Source organism: Serratia nematodiphila DZ0503SBS1 (genome assembly GCF_000738675.1).
Classification (GTDB): Bacteria; Pseudomonadota; Gammaproteobacteria; order Enterobacterales; family Enterobacteriaceae; genus Serratia; species Serratia nematodiphila.
In genome coordinates this window covers 95,090-115,910 of sequence record NZ_JPUX01000002.1, presented here as the reverse complement: position 1 = coordinate 115,910, position 20,821 = coordinate 95,090, and the positions used below count along the sequence as shown (strand labels likewise).

Annotated in this window: 20 protein-coding genes; 9 read left to right on the top strand and 11 right to left on the bottom strand. The window is 59.8% G+C overall.

Annotation, left to right across the window (positions count from 1 at the left end; genetic code table 11):
* Window positions 1-269: 269 nt before the first annotated feature.
* Both bhsA and JL05_RS21120 read right to left on the bottom strand, forming a co-directional pair.
* Window positions 270-530, bottom strand: a complete 261-nt coding sequence (bhsA, locus tag JL05_RS21125; protein ID WP_015377148.1) for a multiple stress resistance protein BhsA — start codon at window positions 528-530, stop codon at window positions 270-272.
* 167 nt (window positions 531-697) lie between these two features.
* The gene (locus JL05_RS21120) at window positions 698-1,327 is read right to left on the bottom strand and encodes a flavin reductase family protein (RefSeq protein WP_033633763.1); all 630 of its coding nucleotides are present in this window, start codon (window positions 1,325-1,327) and stop codon (window positions 698-700) included.
* Between the two features lie 118 nt (window positions 1,328-1,445).
* On the opposite strand from JL05_RS21120, the gene rlmF reads away from it, so the two are divergent.
* The 6 genes from rlmF to JL05_RS21090 all read left to right on the top strand — a co-directional run bounded on the left by rlmF (window position 1,446) and on the right by JL05_RS21090 (window position 9,632).
* A complete protein-coding gene (rlmF, locus tag JL05_RS21115; RefSeq protein WP_167333741.1) occupies window positions 1,446-2,411 on the top strand; it encodes a 23S rRNA (adenine(1618)-N(6))-methyltransferase RlmF in 966 nt (321 codons plus the stop codon).
* A gap of 210 nt (window positions 2,412-2,621) precedes the next feature.
* A complete protein-coding gene (locus JL05_RS21110) occupies window positions 2,622-5,624 on the top strand; it encodes a DUF4214 domain-containing protein (protein WP_033633762.1) in 3,003 nt (1,000 codons plus the stop codon).
* 308 nt (window positions 5,625-5,932) lie between these two features.
* The gene (locus JL05_RS21105; protein WP_033633761.1) at window positions 5,933-7,237 is read left to right on the top strand and encodes a methyl-accepting chemotaxis protein; all 1,305 of its coding nucleotides are present in this window, start codon (window positions 5,933-5,935) and stop codon (window positions 7,235-7,237) included.
* A gap of 177 nt (window positions 7,238-7,414) precedes the next feature.
* The gene (locus tag JL05_RS21100) at window positions 7,415-7,984 is read left to right on the top strand and encodes a TetR/AcrR family transcriptional regulator (RefSeq protein ID WP_033633760.1); all 570 of its coding nucleotides are present in this window, start codon (window positions 7,415-7,417) and stop codon (window positions 7,982-7,984) included.
* 11 nt (window positions 7,985-7,995) lie between these two features.
* A complete protein-coding gene (locus JL05_RS21095) occupies window positions 7,996-8,634 on the top strand; it encodes a GNAT family N-acetyltransferase (RefSeq protein WP_033633759.1) in 639 nt (212 codons plus the stop codon).
* Window positions 8,622-9,632, top strand: a complete 1,011-nt coding sequence (locus JL05_RS21090; protein ID WP_033633757.1) for an alpha/beta hydrolase family protein — start codon at window positions 8,622-8,624, stop codon at window positions 9,630-9,632. Before JL05_RS21095 ends, JL05_RS21090 begins: the two co-directional genes overlap by 13 nt.
* Window positions 9,633-9,634: 2 nt before the next feature.
* Here the strand turns inward: JL05_RS21090 and ybiO are convergent, their stop codons facing one another.
* From ybiO to dps, 6 genes are all read right to left on the bottom strand, one after another.
* Entirely contained in the window at window positions 9,635-11,854 is a 2,220-nt protein-coding gene (gene ybiO, locus JL05_RS21085) for a mechanosensitive channel protein (RefSeq protein WP_033633756.1), read from the bottom strand.
* Between the two features lie 154 nt (window positions 11,855-12,008).
* Window positions 12,009-12,731, bottom strand: coding sequence for a glutamine ABC transporter ATP-binding protein GlnQ (gene glnQ, locus JL05_RS21080; RefSeq protein WP_004939230.1), 723 nt, complete (start codon window positions 12,729-12,731; stop codon window positions 12,009-12,011).
* Window positions 12,728-13,387: a glutamine ABC transporter permease GlnP gene (gene glnP, locus JL05_RS21075; RefSeq protein WP_004939229.1), complete on the bottom strand. Its 660-nt coding sequence runs from the start codon at window positions 13,385-13,387 to the stop codon at window positions 12,728-12,730. Before glnP ends, glnQ begins: the two co-directional genes overlap by 4 nt.
* A gap of 103 nt (window positions 13,388-13,490) precedes the next feature.
* Entirely contained in the window at window positions 13,491-14,234 is a 744-nt protein-coding gene (gene glnH / locus JL05_RS21070) for a glutamine ABC transporter substrate-binding protein GlnH (RefSeq protein ID WP_016928516.1), read from the bottom strand.
* Window positions 14,235-14,575: 341 nt separating this feature from the next.
* Window positions 14,576-14,842, bottom strand: a complete 267-nt coding sequence (locus JL05_RS21065) for a DksA/TraR family C4-type zinc finger protein (protein WP_033633755.1) — start codon at window positions 14,840-14,842, stop codon at window positions 14,576-14,578.
* 142 nt (window positions 14,843-14,984) lie between these two features.
* Window positions 14,985-15,488 carry a DNA starvation/stationary phase protection protein Dps gene (gene dps, locus JL05_RS21060; protein ID WP_016928514.1) on the bottom strand — a complete coding sequence of 168 codons (504 nt, stop codon included), beginning with the start codon at window positions 15,486-15,488 and terminating at the stop codon, window positions 14,985-14,987.
* 358 nt (window positions 15,489-15,846) lie between these two features.
* Between dps and JL05_RS21055 the strand changes: the two genes are divergently transcribed.
* Entirely contained in the window at window positions 15,847-16,398 is a 552-nt protein-coding gene (locus JL05_RS21055) for an AAA family ATPase (protein WP_033633754.1), read from the top strand.
* Here JL05_RS21055 and nanQ read toward each other — a convergent pair.
* Both nanQ and rhtA read right to left on the bottom strand, forming a co-directional pair.
* Window positions 16,380-16,847 carry an N-acetylneuraminate anomerase gene (gene nanQ / locus JL05_RS21050; protein WP_033633753.1) on the bottom strand — a complete coding sequence of 156 codons (468 nt, stop codon included), beginning with the start codon at window positions 16,845-16,847 and terminating at the stop codon, window positions 16,380-16,382. The genes JL05_RS21055 and nanQ overlap by 19 nt on opposite strands.
* Before the next feature lie 132 nt (window positions 16,848-16,979).
* Window positions 16,980-17,867, bottom strand: a complete 888-nt coding sequence (gene rhtA, locus JL05_RS21045; RefSeq protein ID WP_033633752.1) for a threonine/homoserine exporter RhtA — start codon at window positions 17,865-17,867, stop codon at window positions 16,980-16,982.
* Window positions 17,868-18,267: 400 nt separating this feature from the next.
* On the opposite strand from rhtA, the gene ompX reads away from it, so the two are divergent.
* Window positions 18,268-18,786, top strand: coding sequence for an outer membrane protein OmpX (gene ompX / locus JL05_RS21040; protein ID WP_004939201.1), 519 nt, complete (start codon window positions 18,268-18,270; stop codon window positions 18,784-18,786).
* Between the two features lie 90 nt (window positions 18,787-18,876).
* On the opposite strand, the gene JL05_RS21035 is transcribed toward ompX, so the two are convergent.
* The gene (locus tag JL05_RS21035) at window positions 18,877-19,857 is read right to left on the bottom strand and encodes a nitrilase family protein (RefSeq protein WP_015377158.1); all 981 of its coding nucleotides are present in this window, start codon (window positions 19,855-19,857) and stop codon (window positions 18,877-18,879) included.
* A gap of 91 nt (window positions 19,858-19,948) precedes the next feature.
* On the opposite strand from JL05_RS21035, the gene JL05_RS21030 reads away from it, so the two are divergent.
* The gene (locus JL05_RS21030) at window positions 19,949-20,821 is read left to right on the top strand and encodes a LysR family transcriptional regulator (RefSeq protein WP_021504266.1); all 873 of its coding nucleotides are present in this window, start codon (window positions 19,949-19,951) and stop codon (window positions 20,819-20,821) included.

The following is a 20,821-nucleotide window of genomic DNA, read 5'->3' as shown; positions in this document are numbered from 1 at the left end:
TCTCTGCATCTGTAGTCTGCGTAACATGATAATCATCCTCTCCCGTTAGTCCAGCTATGGGCAGGTAAAAAAATGTGTGTGCAAACCCCACTGAATACAGGGGTTCTGCCTGTTGGTGACAGAATTTTCCGGCTCGTTTACGCGTGGGGTGCGGACAAAGCGGACGGCAAAAAACTCGCTGTCGTACCCATTCAGCGCTGACGCACGCGAACATAAAAAAAGCCCGCCGGGGTGATAGCCGGCGGGCTTTTTGACGTCTGGGGCGGCGATTATTTGTAGATAACCGCGGTGGCGTGCATCAGGTTATTGCCGCTGGTGGAGGTGATGGTGAAAGCCTTGGCGCCCGCCGCATCGGCTTTGGCGGCCAACTGGGATTTCAAGCTGCTCAGGTCGGTCGCGCCGCTGGCGACGATCACGCCGGCTTTTTCGAATTGGGCGGCATCCTGCGCGCTGACGTGTTCAGCGGCGAAAGTGGTGAAAGAAACGGTAGCTAGGGCGATAGCGGCAGCAAAAGTTTTGATGGTTTTCATGTTGGTCATTCCTGTCAAAGTGAATTAGGGAGAAAGGGTGTTGCCTTTCGATGGGAAGATTATTGCGCAGTGACAGGCGGGATGAAATCGGAGAGTGTTGATAGTTTTGTTCAGATTTTTTGATTGTTAATCCCCCGTTTACATCCGAGATAAACGGGGGGAGACGATCAGCGCGTCGGGCGCGTCAGGTCGAACCGGTGCTGTTCCGAAATGCCGTAGTAGGCGCTCGGGCCGCCGGCGCGCAGGATCGGTTCGGCGGCGGCGGTCTGGTAAACGCCGTGTTCATCCAGCAGCGCCGGATCGAGATGCACCGCCACCACTTCGCCCAACACTAGCCAGGTCTCCACCTGTTCCCCTGCGGCGGTTTGCAGCTGAATGCATTGGGTCAGGCGGCATTCGAAGTTCACCGGGCTTTCGGCCACGCGCTCGGCTTTGACCCGGCGCCCGGGCAGCGGCGTGACGCCGGCGAAGGCGAATTCGTCCTCACCGCGCGGCAGGTTGATGGAACTGTTGTTCATCGCTTCCGCCAACGGGCGCGTCGCCAGGTTCCAGACGAACTCGCCGGTTTCCACGATATTCGCCACGCTGTCTTTCCAGCCGGTGCTGGCGAAACCGATGATTGGCGGGCGGTAGTTGAAGCAGTTGAAAAAGCTGTAGGGCGCCAGATTACGCAAGCCGGCGGTGCTGCGGGAAGAGATCCAGCCGATGGGGCGCGGGCCGACGATGGCGTTCAGCGGATCGTGCGGCAGGCCGTGGCCGGCGGCGGGTTCATAATAATAACGAGATTCACGGCTCATGGGGGCCCCTGTGGCAATCGATGAAGCTTTCATTGTGCCGGGTTTCCCGCCGCTGCGCCATTCCGGGCCGGATGTGTTATCTTACGCGCCGGAAATACCTTCAAGAGAGCCCGTCACGGTGGAAAAAAAGAAAACCTTCCCGCAGCAGAAAAGCGGCCTGCATCCGCGCAACCGTCATCGTTCGCGCTACGACTTCCCGGCGCTGATCGCCAGCTGCCCGGCGTTGGCGCCGTTCGTAAAACCGAACGCCTGGGGCGATGTCTCGGTGGACTTCGCCGATCCGGCGGCGGTGAAAATGCTCAACCGTGCGTTGCTGCAACACTTTTACGGCATCGAACACTGGGATATTCCGGCTGATTACCTGTGCCCGCCGATCCCCGGCCGCGCCGACTATCTGCACCACCTGGCGGATCTGCTGGCGACCAGCAACGGCGGCGAGATCCCGCGCGGCAAGGGCGTGGCTATCCTCGACGTCGGCGTCGGCGCCAACTGCATTTACCCGATCGTCGGCCTGCGCGAATACGGCTGGCGTTTCACCGGCTCCGAAATCGATCCGGTGTCGCTGAACGCCGCCAAAATGATCGTCGAGATGAACCCGACGCTGCGCAACAGCGTGCGTCTGCGGCTGCAAAAACAGCCTGAGCTGATTTTTAGCGGCATCATCGGCGCGGCCGAGAAATTCGACGCCACCTTGTGCAACCCGCCGTTCCACGCGTCCGAGCAGGAAGCGCGCGCCAGCACCCGCCGCAAGCTGCATAAACTGGGCAAAGGGGAAGTGGCCGACAAGCCGGTGCAAAACTTCGGCGGCAAGAACAACGAGCTGTGGTGCGAAGGCGGCGAAGAAGCCTTTGTGCGCAAGATGGTGGAAGAGAGCGTCAGCAAGGCCAACAACTGCTTGTGGTTCACCTCGCTTATCTCGAAAAACACCACGTTGCCGGCCATCTACCATGCGCTGAAAGTGGCGGGGGCGGCCGAGGTGCGCACCGTCGAGATGGCGCAAGGGCAGAAGATCAGCCGCTTCGTCGCCTGGACCTTCCACGACGCCGAGCAACAGGCCGCCTGGGCAGCCGAACGCTGGCGCTAGGTCTTCAGGTGCTTCGGTATGGGAGCAAAGTCCCATACCGAGGATCGGTTTTCCCCGTTTTATTGACTTATCGCATCAGCATTTCTTAACTGTAGTCATACCTATAAAAACCCCTCCAGGCAGTGTGCAATGTCTCTCTTCGCGATGTAGGAGACAGGCCGCGGCGCAGCCATGCCGCGAACTTAGTCCATTACACTGACGGGATTTATTATGATTCCTTTAGCTACGCAACAAGAGGTCGGCGCCTTAATCATCGGCATTTTCGGGCGTTTGCCGACGGCGGCGGAAATCGATTACTACGACAGCGCATTTGATATCGGCAGCCAGCCGCCCGCCTATATGGCCAGCATTTTAATGAGCCAACCCGATGCCGGTTGGATGAGCGGCCAAAGCGAATACGACATTCTCAGCCAGGTTTATTTCTCCGTTTACAATACCGCTCCCGATCCGGATTACATCAATGCCTTACTGCAACAGGGGCATTTCAACAGCGCTGTCGCCAGCGTCGTCATCGACCTCTTCAACTATCTGGGGGACGATCCGGTGATGCTGGCGCAGCGTGATGCGCTCGATCAGCGCATTGCTGAAGGTTTGTACCCCGGCACGGCCGCCGATGCCGCCGGCGGAAGCGGCGACGCGCAGGCGATGTTTTATCTGCTGCGAGCGCCCTGGCAGACCGATGAAATTGCGCATGACGGCAAGCTGCTCAATCAGGGGGGCGATCTGGCTGGGTTGGCGCAGAGCAAGATTGCCACCCTGCCGCTTAACGATCTTTCCGATCATGACTTCATTTTGCATCTGTTCGCACAGGGATTCGAACGGCCGCCGACGGCGCCTGAACTGGCCGCTTACCAGCAACGGCTGGCGGAAGGCGCGACGCGCGGCGATCTGCTGGTGGATATGATCGCGCAGTTGCGCGGGGTGGTGGCGCCGGAAGATGCGGCGGCTCAACAGCATTTCAATGCGGCGGGCCAGGAATATTCACCGGGCGAACTGCCGGCGACCGAGTATCTGGAGCAGATAGCGGCGCTGTTCCGTGCATTGCCCGAGCGGGCGGTGGACAGCGTCTCGCTGGACAATTGGAGCAAAACGCTGGCCTCCGGCACCTTGAGCTATACCGAATTGGTCTCGGCCCTTCTGGCGACGCCGGAATTTCAGGCGCAGATCGGTGGTTTGCAGGGGGACGACTTTATTCAGCACGTCTATCAGGCGGTGCATGGCCGGGCGGCGGATGAACAGCAGTTGGAACACTATCGGGCGTTGGGCGGCGACAAGGCACTGGTCACGCAGGCGGTGATCGCCGATCTGATCAATGCGCCGCCGGCAGGTGACGTTCAGTATGAACAGTGGATGTTCGCGCGCGATGTCGGCGCCAGCCTGGCGTATAAAACGACTGCTTCTCTCGCCACCAGCGAGGGCGGCGGCAACGCGTCGGGTACGGTGAATACGCATGCTCACCATACGCTGAGCAATGCGGAAACCGCCGTGCTGTTCAGGGTGTTCCTGGATGCTGACGCGGACGTTACGGTTGACCTGAGCTATGCCTCGCAGCTTTCTTACCTGATCGTCAATGGCGACGCTGCGGCGGATATCCGGCTGCATAATAACCCTGCGGCTCGGTATGGGGTGGAGATGACGGTAAACAATGCCAATGTGACATTGCATGGCACCCATGGCGACGATCGGGTGCAGCTCACTTCGCAGGCCGATCTCGCCGCCGCCCAAGGGCACTTTTCTCTGAACAACGGCAATGACAGCCTACTGTGGGGAGGCAATGCCGATGGCGGCGCCAATCATGTGGGGTGGATATTCAGCGCCGATGGCGGTGACGGGCACGATATTTTGTCCGCCAACCTGATCGTCAAAATGACCTCGACGCTCGATCTTTTTGGCGTGCGCATCAGTACGGTGAGCAGCAATGCCGCCAATTTCAGTCATTTCGAACAGATAGATATGGCGGGTTACATCGGCCAGGCGGAAGCTACGCTGACGCAAATCGGTTGGAACGGTTACAGCACGAAAGCGCTGGCGACGAGCGCTCATGTGTTTGACTACGGGGTGCTGAGCGGCAACGCCACCGTAGAGGGAACGGACGGAGGGACGGTCGTGCAGAGCCGGGCGGCGCAGGCGCTTGGCCGTGAGGGATTGTTGCTGTCCGGGTGGGCGGATAACGTCAAGGTGATCAACGCCAATGCCGATGCGGCGCGCCTTGAAATCAGCGGCATCGGTGATCATGCGGACAGCCGGCTGGAGATAGCCTTCCTTGAGAATGCCACCGATCGTTTCGACCTGTTGTTCTCCGGGCGCGGTAATGCCGGCTCATTGGCGCTTGACTCGCATGGCGATGAAAATCCATTGACATTGGTTGCCATTAACACCGGCGGCTGGGGAAATGGCGCCTTGACGCTTACGGGGCAAAATGATCAGGTGCAAGACATTACGTTGTCCGGCGGCGCGAATTTCAACCTGACGCTAACGGAGGGGTACACTCAGGTCCGCCAGGTTGACGCTTCGGCCTTTGCCGGTAATGGGTTCACCCTGACGTCCTCTCATGGCGGCAGCGGTGACGGCACGATCATTCAAATGTTGGGCTTGCTGCCGTTAAGTGGTGGCGCGCAGGCCAAATTGGCGCCGCTGCTGGAAGATCTTGGGCTACAGGGCGAACAGCTGTTGGTCAAAGGCGGAGGAGGCAGCGATCAATTTAACGTGCAGGGAGACACGACGATCGTCGCCGGCGCAGGGAAAAGCCACGTTACGCTGCAGAGCAGCACGGCGGCGTCAGGCGTGACGTTAAAAGACTTTTCGCTGACGCAGGGCAGCATCGACGATGTGCTTTCAGGTCTGCGGATCGCTCAGGGGGCCGGCGGCGGGAAGCTGGCGGATTATGGCGTCAGCGATGCGCAAGGCGTGGAGGCGAGAATCGGCGCCCTGACGGCCGAACAGGGCAGCAGCGCCAGCCAGCTGTTGGCCGCGTTGCTCGATCTCGGTCAGCCTGGAGCATTGAGCGCCAAGGTCGGGGTCAGCAGCGTTCTCGGCGAGCAAAACAGCAGCTACCTCATTGTCGATAACAATGATGACCACCGTCTGGATGCCGCGGACAGCGTCATCCTGCTCTTGGGGCAGGACCATCAAAGTTTGCTCAATGAACTGCGCTATGTGCCGGAAATCATGCTCAACGGCACGGTGGTCGAGCCGGAGCCGCTGGTCGCGTAAGAGGCGATGTGTTAGCTCAACGGCGCCGGTTATCCTGCCGGCGCCGACAAAAATCCGCATTTTACCTTTCAATTTTCATCACTTACGTTATTCTCATTACGCATTTAATAATAAAAATCTTAGGTTATTGGTTTATTTAAATTCGAATAATTACTTTACTGAATAAATAAATTTAATCCGGTTAAGAGCAATAACCAGAAGGTTCGGCGCTGCCCGTACCTTCCGCGATGGCACGTCTGCGTGTGGGCGCGGCATGTGGCCAGACAAAATAAGAAAAGCGCCATCATCTGCCACAAGGACTACACCCTATGCTGTTACGATTCAGTCAGTTAACTACCCACAAAGGCGCCGAACTGAGCGCGATAGAACACGCCGTTCCCATGATTGTATTCTCGCCCGACGGCACGGTATTGCGCGCCAACGATCTCTTTCTCAGCACGCTCGGATTTCAACGCGATGACGTGATAGGCCGGCATCACCGTATTTTCTGCGATCCTAATTATGTCGCCAGCCCGTTATATCGCGAACATTGGGAGACGCTGAATAAAGGGCAACCCATCACGGACACGATAAAGCGCATCGCGAAAAACGGCGAGGCGGTGTGGCTGCAGGGCACCTATGCGCCGGTGCTGAATAAACAGGGTAAGGTGGTGGAAATCGTCAAGATCGCCAGCGAAGTGACCGAGCGAGTGACCCAGGCGCAGGAACACCGCAGCCTGCTGGCGGCGCTGAATCGCTCGATGGCGATGATTTCTTTCACGCCGCAGGGCGACATTGTCAGCGCCAACGACAATATGCTGGCGCTGATGGGCTATCGGCTGGATGAGGCGTGCGGGCAGTCGCATGCGGTGCTGTGCCCGCCGGCGTTCGCCGCTTCCGACGACTATCGGCGGCACTGGCAGCGCCTGGCGCGCGGCGAGTTCATCACCGGGCGTTTTGAGCGCGTCAACCGGCGCGGCGAACGGGTCTGGCTGGAGGCCAGCTATAACCCGATCCTCGACAACGACGGCCAGGTGGTGAAAGTGGTGAAGATCGCCCAGGACATCACCCGGTTGATGCAACAGCAGCAGCACGAAGAAGAGATGGTGCGCAACGCGCATCATCTGTCGCTCGATACCGACCGGCAGGCGGCGCAGGGCGCGGTCATCGTGCAGCAGGCGGTGAAGGGCATGCAGCAGGTCGAAGCGGCGGCGCGCGAAACGTCGGACGTGGTCACCGAGCTTGGCAAGTGCTCTCAGCAGATCGGCACCATCGTCGAAGCCATTCGTAAAATTGCCTCGCAAACCAATCTGCTGGCGATTAACGCCTCCATTGAAGCCGCCCATGCCGGTGAGCACGGGCGCGGTTTTGCGGTGGTGGCCAACGAGGTGCGCACGCTGGCGGAACAGTCGCGCAAGGCGGCGACCGAGATCGAACGCATGACCAAGTCTATCCAGCAAGGCGTGGCGGCGGCGATCGCCGGTATGGCGACCTGCGTGGAACAGGCCGGCGGCGGTGTGGCATTGACCCATGACGCCGGAGAAGTGATCAACCAGGTCAACATCGGCATGCATGACGTCGTGAAACTGATGCAGGCGTTTACGTCGGTGAAGCAGGGCGACGCGCTGCACTGAGTTTGCCGGGCACCGCCCCTGAAAGCGGGGCGGCGTTTGTCTCTTCCCACCGATCTCTGCGCCGTTGAGCCGCGGTTCAATTTTACCGGCCTATGCTATTCTTAAATATGAACGAACGTTCGTTCATATTTATTCGATGGCGCCAGGCGCCCCCCTTCACCGTTTCGGGAGCTGCCGATGGGAAACCGAGAAAAGATTGTCGACGCTGCGCTGCACAGCTTTACCCATAAGGGATTTCACCAGACCAGCATGCGGGATATCGCCCAGGCGGCGGGCGTCAGCGTGGGCAACCTCTATAACCATTTTTCCGGCAAGGAGGCGCTGATCGGCGAGATCGCGCTGCTGGAAAACGGCGTATTCGCCGAGTTCGCCGCCGCATTGCTGGCCGAGAAAAAGCGGCCGAAACAGGCGCTGTCGGCTTTTTTCACCGCCTATCACGCTTTTGTCGCCGAACCGGACAATGTGCAACTGTCGGCGGAAATTGTGGCTGAAGTGGCGCGCAACCCGGCATTGGCCGAGCCGTTCAGCGCCAACCAGCGGCAGTTGATTGAGGCGCTGGCGACGACGATCGCCGAGGCTCAGCAAATCGGCGAGATCGCGCCGGCGATAGCGCCCTTGCCGCTCGCGCAGCTGGTGCTGGACGTGATCGAAAGCCAGGCCTGGCGGCAGGCTATCTTCGCGTCGCCTTCGCCGGAGGCGATCACGCCGGTGCGGCTGTTGGAGCAACTGCTCTACCGCCAACTCTAGTCGAGGTTGATATGTTGCACATTGAGCCTTATCGCGACGCTGACCGTCTGCAAACGGCGGCGTTGATCTACGCCGCGTTCTGCGACAAATTCCAGCGCGCGCGCCATCTGAGCGCCCGCCTTCAGTGGCGTCTGTTCTATCGGCTGTGGAGTTGGAAGCAAAGCGGCAGCCGGGAGCGCAGCTTCGTGGTGAAACAGGATGAACAGGTGGTGGCGGCCTTTGCCCTGAATGCCATCGATGGCGAGAACCGCGCCGGGCTGCGTCCGCGCGCCTTGCCGATTTGGCGGCTGTGTCGCCGCTATGGCTGGCTGAACGTTTGGCGCATGTATCTGCAAATTGCGGTGTTGCAGCACACCCCGGCGGCCGATGAGCTGTATCTTTCCTACCTGGCGGTGGCCGAGAGTCAGCGTGGCAAAGGGGTGGGCAGGCGACTGCTGCAGTGGATGAATGACTACGCCGCCGAACAAGGCGCAGGCCGGCGCCTGAGCCTGCACGTCAGCCGGCGCAACGTCGATGCGCAGCGTCTGTATCAGCGCTGCGGTTTTCAGGTGCGGCGCGAAGAACATTACGCCTCGCTGGGCTTGCTGTTCGGCCAGGCCGACTGGGTGTTGATGGAGAAACGCAGCGGGGAGGCGACGTGCGCAGAATAGGGCTGTTCATCGTGGCGCTGCTCCTGCCGGCGCTCGGCTGGGTGATTTACGTCAACGACTTTCGCTTTGTCACCGAACCGGTGGTGGTGACCGCCGGCGGCAATCGGCTGACCGGCACGCTGGTGCTGCCGGAGCATGCGCCGGTGAAGCCCGGCGTGGTGGTGTTCGTGCACGGCGATGGGCCGGCCAACGCCAGCCGCGACGAAGGCTATTACGGCATTTGGGAGACGATGGCGCAGCAGGGCTATGCGGTTTTAGCCTTCGATAAGCCGGGCGTGGGCGGCTCCGGCGGCAACTGGCTGCATCAGACCATGGCGGATCGCGCGCGGGAAACCGCCGATATCATCGACTGGGCCCGGCAGGACGGGCGCTTCGATGCGCGCTGCGTGGGGCTGTGGGGCACCAGCCAGGCGGGGTGGGTGATGCCGGAGGTGGCGCGTTTGCGCCCCGACATCGCGTTTACGCTGGCGGTGGCGCCGGCGATCAACTGGCTGCGGCAGGGGCGCTACAACACCCGGGCGGCGATGGTGGCGGCAGGGGACGATGAAGCGTCGATCGCCGCGCGCGAGGCGCACTGGCGCCACATCCAAACGCTGCTCGAACAGCCGGACGGCTACGAACAGTACCGCCGTGAGTTTGGCGCCGCCGCTGCATTGAGCGCCGACCGCTGGCGCTTTATCCGCGCCAACATGGCCAGCGACGCGACGGCGGGATTGCGGTATTTCGTCACGCCGGTGCACCTGATCCTGGGGGGGCGCGACGTCAACGTGGACGCGGACGAAACCGAGCGCGTGTATCGGCAAACGATCCCGGCCTCGCTGCTGACGGTGACGCGCATCGACGAGGCCGATCATGTGATGGTCAAGCCGCTGTTCGCCCGCCATCCGTGGCTGATCAACGTGGTGGGCCTGTTTGCCCCGCGCTCGGTGCAATACGACGCCTACCGGCAGGATGTGGCGGCCTTCCTGGCCGCTCAGCCCTGCGGGCGCGGGCGCTAACCTCAGATCGCCGCGGGCGGCGCCTGCTCGTCATGCGGCTGCGGTGCGCGGGAAATCTGCATCGCCTGCTGCGGCATGCCGATGCCGGCCCGATCGAAATGGATTTTCACCAGCCGGTCGAGGGCGTATTGCACCACCCACTGTTTCAGCGCCTGCGTGCGCACCGTCACGCGGGTGGTGAACGAGCGATCGCCCAGCGCCACCACGCCGTTGAAGACCGGCTCGCCAATCAGGAAATGCTTCACCTGTTCATCCTGCTTCAGCGCCTCGATGGCCTGATGCAGCACCTCATTGACCCGATCGATGTCCTCGTCGCGGCTGACGGTGTAATTGGCGCGGTATACCCCGAACTCACGCGCATAGTTGGCCAGCGTGGTGATCGAAGAGTACGGCACGATGTGATAGACGCCGTAGTCGTCGCGCAGGCCGATCGAGCGGATGGTCATGCGCTCCACGGTGCCGGTGATGCCGCTGACGGTGACGTACTCGCCGGTGTTCATGCCGTTTTCGAACTGGATGAACACGCCGGTAATCACGTCTTTCACCAGCGTCTGGGCGCCGAAGCTGATGGCCAGCCCCAGCGCGCCGGCACCCGCCAGCAGCGGCGCGATGTTCAGTCCGATCTGCGACAGCACGATCATCACGGTGATGGTGCTGATAACGATAGCCAACACGTTGCGAAACAGCGTCAGCAGCGTGCGTTCGCGCGCGCTCGGCCGCACGCCGTTGCTCAGCTCCAGCGCCAGGCGGTGCTCGATGATGCTGGCCATCAGCGTCCAGCTGAACACGGCGATCAACAGGATCAGCAGAATATGCACCAGCCCGCCGAGCGTCCGCTGGCCATTTTCGCTGCCCGCCCATTGATACAGGTTGATCAGATGCCAGGCATCGAGCAGAAACAGCGTCACTGCCAGCACCACCATCACCCGCAGTATCTTCAACCCGTTGGGGATGTAAGAGTTGATGCGCCGCTCGAGCATCGGATAGCGCAGATTGACGTCGGTCGGCAGCGAAATGCGGCGGAAAATCCAGCGGGTCAGCATGCCGGACAGCAGCGCGCCGACGCCGACCACCAACAGGCTTTTCACCGTGGCGCTCATCATAAAGCGCAGGCTGTTGCCGATGTCGAACTGGGACAGCACGAACAACACCAGAAAATAGGCGATCGCCAACAGATGCCAGACATGCCCCAGCCCGCGCAGGATCACGCTGAAAAACGCCATCGACCGTTCGGCCAGCAGGTTGATCTGTTGCTGTATCGGTTTGCGGTTGTGCAGGATCAGCCAAATGGCGTACAGCGTCAGCGCCAGCATCACCACCAGGTTGACGGCGGCGGCGGCCGAATAGCTGATCTGCACCGCCACCACCGGCACCACCACCATCAGGCCATAGCCGATCAGGCCGCTGAGCCAGGCGAGGCGGGTGTTCCAATAGCGCGCGCTCCGATCGCTGAAGGGGAATGGGCGCAGATAGTCGAAGCTGGGGGCGAAAATCAGCCGCAGCACCGCCTTGAAAAATTCAATCACCGCGAAGGCGCTGAGAAACAGGGTCTGCAGCCGCAGGATGGTGGCGCTGTCGGCGTGGACGTGGCGGGCAAACAGGTTGCCTGCCGCCAGCGCCAGCAGCAGCACTAGCAGATCGATGGCGAAAGCGCCGAGAATGGCGGCGGGGCGCTTATACCACGGGCCGCGCTGCAGCCTGGCGTTGTGCCCCCAACTGCCCATGCGCTTGTACAGCGGCGCGATCAGCCGCCGGATCAGGTGGAACAGCGCAAAGGTGACCGCCACCGTCAGCAGAAAGTAGCCCAGCGCGCGGAAAAAGCCGGCGGGATTGAAAACGCGCTTCGGGCCGGAGTCGATCAGCTTTTGCAGCGCGCCGAGCTTTTGGTTAAAGGTGCCGATGCCTTCCTGCGCCAGCGAGTTCAGGCTGTCGCTCAGCGTAGCGGGCGTCGATTCCTCCGGCGTTGCCGGCGCGGCGGCGGGGGCGTCGCCGGCGGTCTGTTTCAGGTGGTTAATGAGTTCCGCGCGCGCTTTGTCGTCTTGCAGCAGCTCAGCCAGCGCGGCGTAGGCGGCTTTCTGTTGCTCGCTCTTGTCGGCGGGCGCGGGCGGCGCATTTTGCGCCAGCGCCGGTGGTGCGAAGACGTTCAGGGTCAACAGCAGCAGCAGGAAAAGCAGGTGTTCTCGCAGATGAGAACCTCGTCGGGAGTCTGCGTTTGGCGGCATGGTTCCTCTCTTTGGCGTTCTGTGATCGGCGGATGTAAAAGCAATACGATGAAAAACAATCAATATAGTAGGAAAGGTGGCGCGACGGGGCGTGGGAGAGCGTGCGGAATGAAAGCGGCGGGCGCGTGCAACGCCCGCCGTGAAACCGCCAGGATCAGGACACGTGCTGCAGGAATTCCTGCAGACGCGGGCTTGGCGGATGGTTGATCAGATCGTGCGGGTTGCCGTCTTCGGCAATCCGGCCCTTGTCGATAAAGATCAGGCGCGACGCCACTTTTTCGGCAAAGCCGACTTCATGGGTAACGATGACCATCGTCATGCCTTCCTCGGCCAGATCCTGCATCACCTTCAGCACTTCGTGGCGCAGCTCCGGATCGAGCGCGGAGGTCGGCTCGTCGAACAGCATCATTTTCGGCTTCACCGCCAGCGCGCGCGCGATCGCCACGCGCTGCTGCTGGCCGCCCGACAGCTCGGACGGGTAGTGGTGGGCGCGCTCCGCCAGACCGACCTTGGCCAGCAGCTCGCGCGCCAGCTTTTCCGCATCGGACTTCTTCGCGCCGCGCACGCGGATCGGGCCGAAGGCGACGTTTTCCAGCGCCGTCAGGTGCGGGAACAGGTAGAACTGCTGGAATACCATACCGGCTTCCTGGCGGATCAACCGATCGTCCACTTTCGGATCGTTGGCTTTCAGGCCATCGACGATCAGATCGCCGCTGGTCACCTCTTCCAGCTTGTTGATGCAGCGCAGCAGGGTGGATTTGCCGGAGCCGGACGGCCCGATGATCACCACCACTTCGCCTTTGTCGATCTTCAAATCGATGTTGTGCAGCACCTGGGTTTGGCCAAAATGCTTGGAGACGTTTTTAAATTCAATCACAGGATTTTCATCCTTCTTTCCAGACGACGCAGCACGAAGCTCAGCACCAGGGTAATAATCAGGTAGATAACCGCCACGGCGCTCCAGATTTCCAGCGCGCGGAAGTTACCGGCAATAATTTCCTGACCCTGACGGGTCAGCTCCGCCACGCCGATCACGATGAACAGCGAGGTATCTTTGATGCTGATGATCCACTGGTTGCCCAGCGGCGGCAGCATGCGGCGCAGCGCCAGCGGCATAATGACGTAGCGGATGGTTTCGCGGCGCGACAGGCCGAGCGCCAGCCCGGCTTCGCGGAAACCGTTATGGATAGACAGCACCGCGCCGCGGGTGATTTCCGCGATGTAGGCGCCGGAGTTGATCATGATGGTCACCACCGCCGCGGTGAACGGATCGATGCGCAAATCGGTGAACGCCATCGGCAGGGCGAAGTAGATGAACATCACCTGCACCACGATCGGCGTGCCGCGGATCACTTCGATAAACACCAACGCGATGTGGTTGGCGATCCATCCGCCGTAGGTGCGGGCAAAGCCGGCGACGAGGCCGATGATCAGGCCGCCAATCAGACCGAGGACCGAAATCCACAGGGTCATTTTGGCGCCCTCTAACAAGATAGGAATGGCGGGCCAGATGGCGCTCCAGTCGAACTGCATGATATTTCTCCCGGTGATCCCAAACGTGGGTATCAGATACAACGAAGCGCAGGGGGTTAAGCGACCCCCTGTGCTTAAGTTAATAGCGTGCCAAGTTCACCGCTTACTTAGGTTCGGTGCCGAACCACTTCTTGTAGATTTCGTTATAGGTGCCGTTCTCACGCAGGGTTTTCAGCGCGCCGTTCACCTTCTCGCGCAGCGCATCGCTGCCTTTAGGGAAGGCGATGCCATACTGCTGCGCTTCCAGCGAATCGCCGACGGTTTTGAACTTGCCGGCGCCGGCCGTTTTGATGAAGTATAGGATGTTTGGCGTGTCGTGCAGCACCGCGTCGGCGCGCTTGGTGCCCAGTTCCATATAAGCGTTGTCAATGTTCGGGAACTGACGCAGATCCTTGGTTTTGATGTGCTGCTTGGCGTAATCCACCGAGCCGGTGCCGCTCTTCACCGCCACCACTTTACCATTCAGATCGTCGATGCCTTTCACGCTGTTGTTGTCGGCATTGACCATGACCAGCAGGCCGCTCTTGTAGTAACCGTCCGAGAAGTCGATGGCTTTCTTGCGCTCATCGGTGATGGTTATGCCGGCCAGCGCCAGATCGACGTTTTTGGTCTGCAGCGCCGGAATGATGCCGCCGAAGTCCATCGGTTTCAGGGTGTAGTCCAGCTTCAGCTCTTTGGCGACGGCGGCCCACAGGTCGATGTCGAAGCCGACATATTTGTCGCCTTGCTTGAACTCAAAAGGAACGAAAGCGGTGTCGGTGGCGACCACCAGTTTGTCTGCTGCGTGGGAACTTACGGCAAAGGCCAGGGAGAGTGCGGCCAGGGAGACTTTAAAAATCGACTTCATGAGAGGAATTCCTGTACAGGTTGCGGATTACCCATTTTTTATATTGCAGTTGGTACCATGAAAAAATCGTGCCATGTTTTCAACTACTATAAAAACAAAGAGTTACTGCGTGATGTTGTGCCGTGACGGCGAATAGTTATGGTTGTGCACCACAATGAGGCACCGAAATGGTGCGTAAGAATTATCTTGGTGCACGAGGCTATCATTAACCAAATTTTGGCTGTGAAACAACCGTTCTTTAACGTTTTTGCTTCAATATTGATAACTAACTCTAACTTTCATGATGCACTGACGGTGCAAGCGTGACTGCGAGAGGGGAAAAAGGGGAGCAGATGATAATGCTAGCGCAACTGGCTGTCTTTGCTGCCGCGCCGGTTGTACAGGCTGGTGGCCGCGTGTTTTTTGTCTTGTTCGGCCTGGCAGGCGACGCAAAAACGCACCCCCTTCAGCGCCTGGCGGCGCGCCTCGGGGATCGGTTCTCCGCATTCCTGGCAATAGCGTTCGCTCTCGCCATGCCCGAGCGCATCACGCGCGCGCTGCACCGCATCGTCGACGGTGGAATCAATTTGATCTTGTACGGCGCCGTCCGCCGCCCAGCCGCTGGCCATCATCACCTCCTGACAAGGGAAACCTACCGTTTAATATGGGCCGTTTTTTGCACAATTCAACGGCCGCACAAAAGAAAACAGGCCGGGCGAAGCCCAGCCTGTTCTGCCCGGCACGACGGGCGGTCTGCAACGCGTTGCGGCGTTATTCGATGTTGGATTCGATGAACCACAGGAACTTGTCCAGATCGCGCGAGGCGGCGGTGAACATATCGGCGGTGTCTTCGTCTTCCACTTCGGTAATGGCTTTACGGATGTCGTTCGCTACCGCGCCATAGCGATCGGCCAGCGCTTTCAGGTGTTCTTGCACGCTGTGGATATTGGTCGGATAGCTTTTCAGCGGCGTGCGATCGTTCACCACCTGTACGGTGCCCAGCGCCACGCCGCCCAGCTGCACCACGCGCTCGGCGAAGGTGTCCTGGTGCTCGATGATGGCGGTGCGGAAGCCGTCCAGCATTTCATGAACCGCGATAAAGTTCGCGCCACGCATGTTCCAGTGCGCCTGTTTGGTGATCAACGAAAGATCGATGAATTGCACGACCTGGTGGTTCAGCGCCTTGATGGCGGCCAGTTTGATTTTTTCGTCCAGATCGTTACGGGTATACAGCAGATCAGAAGATTTCGTTTTCACCAGTTTAGCGGTACTCATATCAGATATCCTCTTGATTAGTCGTTGTCCTATTTCGTTACGGGATCAATTATAGCAGGGCTGTTTATTTTTGCCGGACGAAAATGGCTATTGTACAAATAGGGTTAGCCTACGGATAATGGGTCTGGTTGAATTTTTATTTAATGCAATAGCATGAAAAATATAATTATTTGTCATTTACTGATTTGTTATTTATGGCTGTGAAAATTTACCTTGGTTATTTTATTTTTTCGCCTGCGGGTTTCGGCTAAATATCCGCTTTGTTATCGTGGTGTTAATTTCTCATCCATTCATATTGATAGCGGTAATTGATGCCGCTACAGTAGGGTAATTATCCTCTCTCTTTATAGGGCGAATAATGAAAATTAACGTCGTCGGCACCAGCGGCAGCGGTAAAAGCACCCTGGCGCGTCAACTGGCGGAACGGCTTGGCGTGCCCTATATCGAGATGGACAGGCTGTATTGGCGGCCTGAATGGCAGGGAACGCCCGATGATGAGTTCCTGGCGCGGCTTGAACAGACGCTGGCCGAAGCGGGGGATGGCTGGGTGCTGGACGGCAATTACAGCCGCACGCAGCCGGTCAAGTGGCGCGAGGTCGATTATATTCTGTGGCTGGACTACGGTTTCGGCCGCACGTTGTGGCAGGCCGTGCGCCGCGCGTGCCGACGCGCGGCCGGCAAAAGCGAGCTGTGGCCGGGCACCGGCAATCGGGAAAGCTTCCGCCGTTCTTTCTTCAGCCGCGAGTCGATCGTGCTTTGGACGATCCGCACTTACTCGAAGAACCGGCGAAAATACCTGGCGGAGATGGCTCGTCCCGACGCCGGGCGCCGTTTCGTGCGCCTGCGTTCACCCCGCCAGGCCGCCGATTTTCTACGGGCGCTGCTGCAGGTTCACAGCAGCAGACGGTGATGGATCCTCACCACCGCTTTCTTGATGTGCTGCGGCCGCTGCCACACGCAGCCGGTCTTGTGCGGTTCCATCTGGAAAAAGAGGGCGAACATGCCGTGCGTCATGTGCAGCGTTTGCGGGTGGCGTTTGATGTCCAGCAGCAGCAGATCGCTATTCTCCGTGTGGGGTTGTTCGCGATGCCCATTGCCCGCCAGGCCGTATTCGATGCGCTCTTCACCGCTGATCAGCAGATGCAGCGCGATGTATTCCTGATGCATTTCGGCGCGCTTTTCCGCCGCCGGCGCGGTGGTCAGCGTCATCACGTCCATAAAGATGTTGTCGCCGTCGATCGGGTGATGCCCCAGCGCCAGTTCTGGCAGGTCGCATCGGCGCAATTCGGTCAGGGTTGAAACCAGCGCCGGCGCGAGTCCGCGGCCGAAGCGTGGGTTGAACAGGCTGTTGTGAATCACTGTTATTCTCCATGTGAGCGAAAGTCCAAAGAGCCTGCGATACAGGCTAAGGGGAAGTATGCCGACTTGTCACGAGGAAAACAGTTAACCCGCCTGCATTCCGACGTTGCGGTCTGCAGGCGAGTCGGGTCATCAGGAAAGGCTTTCGAGGCGAGGTTTGGGGCGAATGGTGAGGGCGGAGCCCATGGAGGCGGCGATGATCGCCGCCAGCGCCAGCCATTGCACGCCGCTCAGGTGTTCGCCGAGGAACAGCATGCCGGATAACGCCGCCATCGCCGGTTCCAGGCTCATCAAGGTGCCGAAGGTGCGCGCCGGAATTTTGGGCAGCGCGATGATCTCCAGCGAATAAGGCAGCGCGGTGGAGAGGATCGCCACCGCCAGCGCTATCGGCAGAATCTCAACGTTGAACAGCACGCTGCCGGTTTGCCAGGCGCCGATCGGGCAGAACACCAACGCGGCGATCAGCGAGCCGAGCGCCACCGTGCCGGGGCCGTGATCGCCGCCGGCCTTCTGGCCGAAGATGATATACACCGCCCAGCAGGCGCCGGCGCCGAGTGCGCAGGCGGCACCCAACGGGTCGATTCCGCCTACGTCGTGACCAAGCGGCAGCAGGAACCACAGCCCGGCGATCGCCAACGCCACCCAAAGGAAGTCAATCGGCCGCCGCGACGAGAACATGGCCACCGCCAGCGGGCCGGTAAACTCCAGCGCCACGGCGATGCCGAGCGGCACGGTGCGCAACGACAGGTAGAACAGGTAGTTCATCGCGCCGAGCGACAGGCCGTAAATCAACAGCGGCAAGCGGCTGCCGGCGACGATGCGCATACGCCACGGGCGGAAGATAATGAACAGAATCAGGGTGCCGATGAAAAGACGCAGCGTCGTAATGCCTTCCGCGCCCACGATCGGGAACAGGCTTTTGGCTAACGAGGCACCGCTTTGGATAGACACCATGGCGATGATTAACAGACAGATGGGCAGCAGCGCGGAGGGCGCTCTGCCGGAAGTAGATAACGACATCCTTAACGGGCCTTTTTTGCGCCGTTCCTCAGCCTTGAGAAAACGGTCGAAACGGGGATGCGAGCAGTGTAAATGAAATGGCGAAAATCTGTCTGAGAAAAGCGCGCATCGCGGTGAAATCCGCCGATCCTCGGATGAGATGTGGCGGATTTGGTCAAAAAGTGCGCTTTTTCTTAAGAATTATCTGGATATTAAATTGGTGATTTTTGTCACAGAAAGCCGTAGAATACGGCCGAAAATAGAGCGAAAAGAAGCAGATACACTGTTCTTGAAATCTTCTGTTACACGATATAAAGCATTAGACACTCATTTCAAGGCAGAGTTTCACGCTAATTTTTGTTATATTTTCAAAGCATGAACAAATGGATGTACTTAATAATAAAACGCGTTTGAGGTGGTTATGAAAAAAATTGCATGTCTTTCCGCAGTAGCAGCTTGCGTATTAGCAGTTAGCGCAGGTACCGCATTCGCTGGTCAGAGCACCGTATCCGCTGGCTATGCGCAGGGTGATCTCCAAGGCGTTGCTAACAAGGCCAACGGTTTCAACCTGAAATACCGTTACGAGTTCGACAACAACCCACTGGGTGTGATCGGCTCCTTCACCCACCTGGAAAAAAATCGTTCTGAAAGCGGTTTCTACAAGAAATCTCAGTACGATTCTATCACCGCAGGTCCAGCTTACCGCTTCAACGACTGGGCGAGCATCTACGGTGTGATCGGTGTTGGCTACGGCAAAAACATCGACAACGCCCAGGCTGGCGGTAACAAAGGTGGCAACAGCGACTACGGCTTCACCTACGGTGCAGGTCTGCAGTTCAACCCAATCGAAAACGTTGCCCTGGACGTTGGCTACGAGCAGAGCCGCATCCGCAGCGTGGACGTTGGCAGCTGGAACGTTGGCGTAGGCTACCGCTTCTAAGATTTCTTCATGCCTGCGGGCGTGAATGCGCGGCACAGGTTGCCGCGCGGATAAAAAATCCGCCTTCGGGCGGATTTTTTTTATCTGTCATTAGCCGCTGCGCCCCGTAGGCTGCGTCGAAAAGCGCGCGCTGCGGGCATCGCGCTCATAGCCTTGCGGTTCGGTCAGTAAACCGTACAGCTCGGGGCGGCGTCCGTAAATCCAGCGGCGTCCGGTACTGAGCGGGATCAGCGTCAGATCGAGATCGGCACTGACCAGCCGGTCTTCCGCCGCCCAGGTCTCCGCTACGATGCGGCCGTAGGGATCGAGGATCATCGCATTGCCTGTGCGTACCTCATCGTCATCGCGGCCCACGCCGTTGCTGAATAACAAAAACAGCCCGTTGTCATGAGCGCGCGAGGGCAGCCAGCGCATCAGCCAGCCGCGGCCGTGTTCGCCGCGAAAGGCGGCCTCTATCGCCTGCGGATCTTCCGCTCGCCGCTGCCACAGCGCCTGTGGGATCGGCTTCATGCCGTGCGGGCTGCGCGAATGGGTGCCGCCGGTCTGGTGCGGGGCCATCAACACCTCCGCGCCCAGCAGCGCCGTCGCGCGCACATTCTCCACCAGATTGTTGTCCCAACAGATCAATACGCCCACGCGCACGCCCCAGGGAGTGTCGAACACCGTATAGCGATCGCCGCTAGCGATAGCCGGGTGTTCGAAGGCGTGCAGTTTACGGTGCACATGCAGCGCGCCGTCCGGCAGGCATACGGCGTAGGCGTTGTAGCAACGGCCGTCGTCGCCCAGTTCGATCAGCCCGACGCCGATCGCCATATTGTAACGCTCAGCCAGCGGGCGAATGCGCGCCAGCGAAGGGCTGGACGCGATCGGTTCCGCCAGCGCCCGCACTTCGGCGGCGGACAGATGGCGCACGTGCCAATAGCCGGTGATACACATTTCCGGGAAGGCCAGCAGCTGTACCTGCTGCTCGGCCGCCTGAGCGATAAAGCGCTCGATAGTCGACAGGTTGTAATTCTTATCGTTGGCGCGATGCTGGAATTGCACCGTGGCGGCGCGTAATGAGATGGTCATGGTGTCTCTCCGATTAGGGTCTGCGTTGATTACAGCAGGTGGTTTGATTACTGTATAATCAATTAAATTCCCTATTCGATAACCTAATGGAATGGATATAAAACAACTGCGCGCCCTGGTGGCGCTGGCTGAACAGGGCAACTATCGGCAGGCGGCGAGCCGGCTATGCATCAGCCAACCGGCGCTGAGCAAGCAAATTCAGGCGCTGGAAACCCAGCTCGGCGTTCGAGTGTTCGAGCGTGGCCGACAGGGGGCGGTGCTCACCGCCGGCGGGCAGCGGCTCTACCCGGAAGCGCAGGCGCTGGTGGAGCAGTACCAGCAGTTTCAGCGGCGCGCGCGGCGGGTGGCGCTCGGGGAAGCGGGGCGGCTGGCGCTGGGGTTTGGCCTTTCCAGCTTTCATCTGGCGCCGCAGCTGGTGGCAGCCTTTCGCCAACGGTTTCCCGAGGTGGCGATCGGCCTGGAGGACTTGCCGTCGGAACGCCAGTATCAGCTGTTGCTGCAGGGAGAGTTGCAGGCGGGGTTCGTGCGCTTGCCGGTCAATACGCCGCTGTGCGGCGTGGCATTGCTGAGCGATCGGTTGGTGCTGGCCGCGCCGGGCGCGCTGGCGCTGCGCGCCGACGATCTGATGGCGCGTTTCAATCAGCTGCCGCTGTTGCAGTTGACTCCCAAACGCGGGCGCGGGCTCAGCGATCAGTCGCTGCGGTTTATCGCCGCCCACCGGTTGACGCCGAACGTGGTGCAGCAGGCCGGCGATATCCAGACGTTGCTGGCGCTGGTTGCCGCCGGCGTCGGTGTCGCGCTGCTGCCGCACAGCATCACGCATATCGCGCCGGCCGGCATCGACATTTTACCGCTGAGCGGCGAGGAGACGGAGTGGCAGGTCGGTATCGCCTGGGATCCGCAGCGCGCCGATGCGCTGCGGGACAACTTCATTCAGACGGCGTTGGCGGCGCAACGCACTTAG

Coding starts and splice junctions, on each gene's coding strand:
- ompX (WP_004939201.1), top strand. CDS start 18,268: ATGAAAAAAATTGCATGTCTTTCCGCAGTAGCAGCTTGCGTATTAGCA.
- JL05_RS21035 (WP_015377158.1), bottom strand. CDS start 19,857: ATGACCATCTCATTACGCGCCGCCACGGTGCAATTCCAGCATCGCGCC.
- glnP (WP_004939229.1), bottom strand. CDS start 13,387: ATGCAGTTCGACTGGAGCGCCATCTGGCCCGCCATTCCTATCTTGTTA.
- JL05_RS21055 (WP_033633754.1), top strand. CDS start 15,847: ATGAAAATTAACGTCGTCGGCACCAGCGGCAGCGGTAAAAGCACCCTG.
- JL05_RS21105 (WP_033633761.1), top strand. CDS start 5,933: ATGCTGTTACGATTCAGTCAGTTAACTACCCACAAAGGCGCCGAACTG.
- rhtA (WP_033633752.1), bottom strand. CDS start 17,867: ATGTCGTTATCTACTTCCGGCAGAGCGCCCTCCGCGCTGCTGCCCATC.
- dps (WP_016928514.1), bottom strand. CDS start 15,488: ATGAGTACCGCTAAACTGGTGAAAACGAAATCTTCTGATCTGCTGTAT.
- JL05_RS21100 (WP_033633760.1), top strand. CDS start 7,415: ATGGGAAACCGAGAAAAGATTGTCGACGCTGCGCTGCACAGCTTTACC.
- ybiO (WP_033633756.1), bottom strand. CDS start 11,854: ATGCCGCCAAACGCAGACTCCCGACGAGGTTCTCATCTGCGAGAACAC.
- JL05_RS21120 (WP_033633763.1), bottom strand. CDS start 1,327: ATGAGCCGTGAATCTCGTTATTATTATGAACCCGCCGCCGGCCACGGC.
- bhsA (WP_015377148.1), bottom strand. CDS start 530: ATGAAAACCATCAAAACTTTTGCTGCCGCTATCGCCCTAGCTACCGTT.
- JL05_RS21095 (WP_033633759.1), top strand. CDS start 7,996: ATGTTGCACATTGAGCCTTATCGCGACGCTGACCGTCTGCAAACGGCG.
- JL05_RS21110 (WP_033633762.1), top strand. CDS start 2,622: ATGATTCCTTTAGCTACGCAACAAGAGGTCGGCGCCTTAATCATCGGC.
- glnH (WP_016928516.1), bottom strand. CDS start 14,234: ATGAAGTCGATTTTTAAAGTCTCCCTGGCCGCACTCTCCCTGGCCTTT.
- JL05_RS21065 (WP_033633755.1), bottom strand. CDS start 14,842: ATGGCCAGCGGCTGGGCGGCGGACGGCGCCGTACAAGATCAAATTGAT.
- JL05_RS21030 (WP_021504266.1), top strand. CDS start 19,949: ATGGATATAAAACAACTGCGCGCCCTGGTGGCGCTGGCTGAACAGGGC.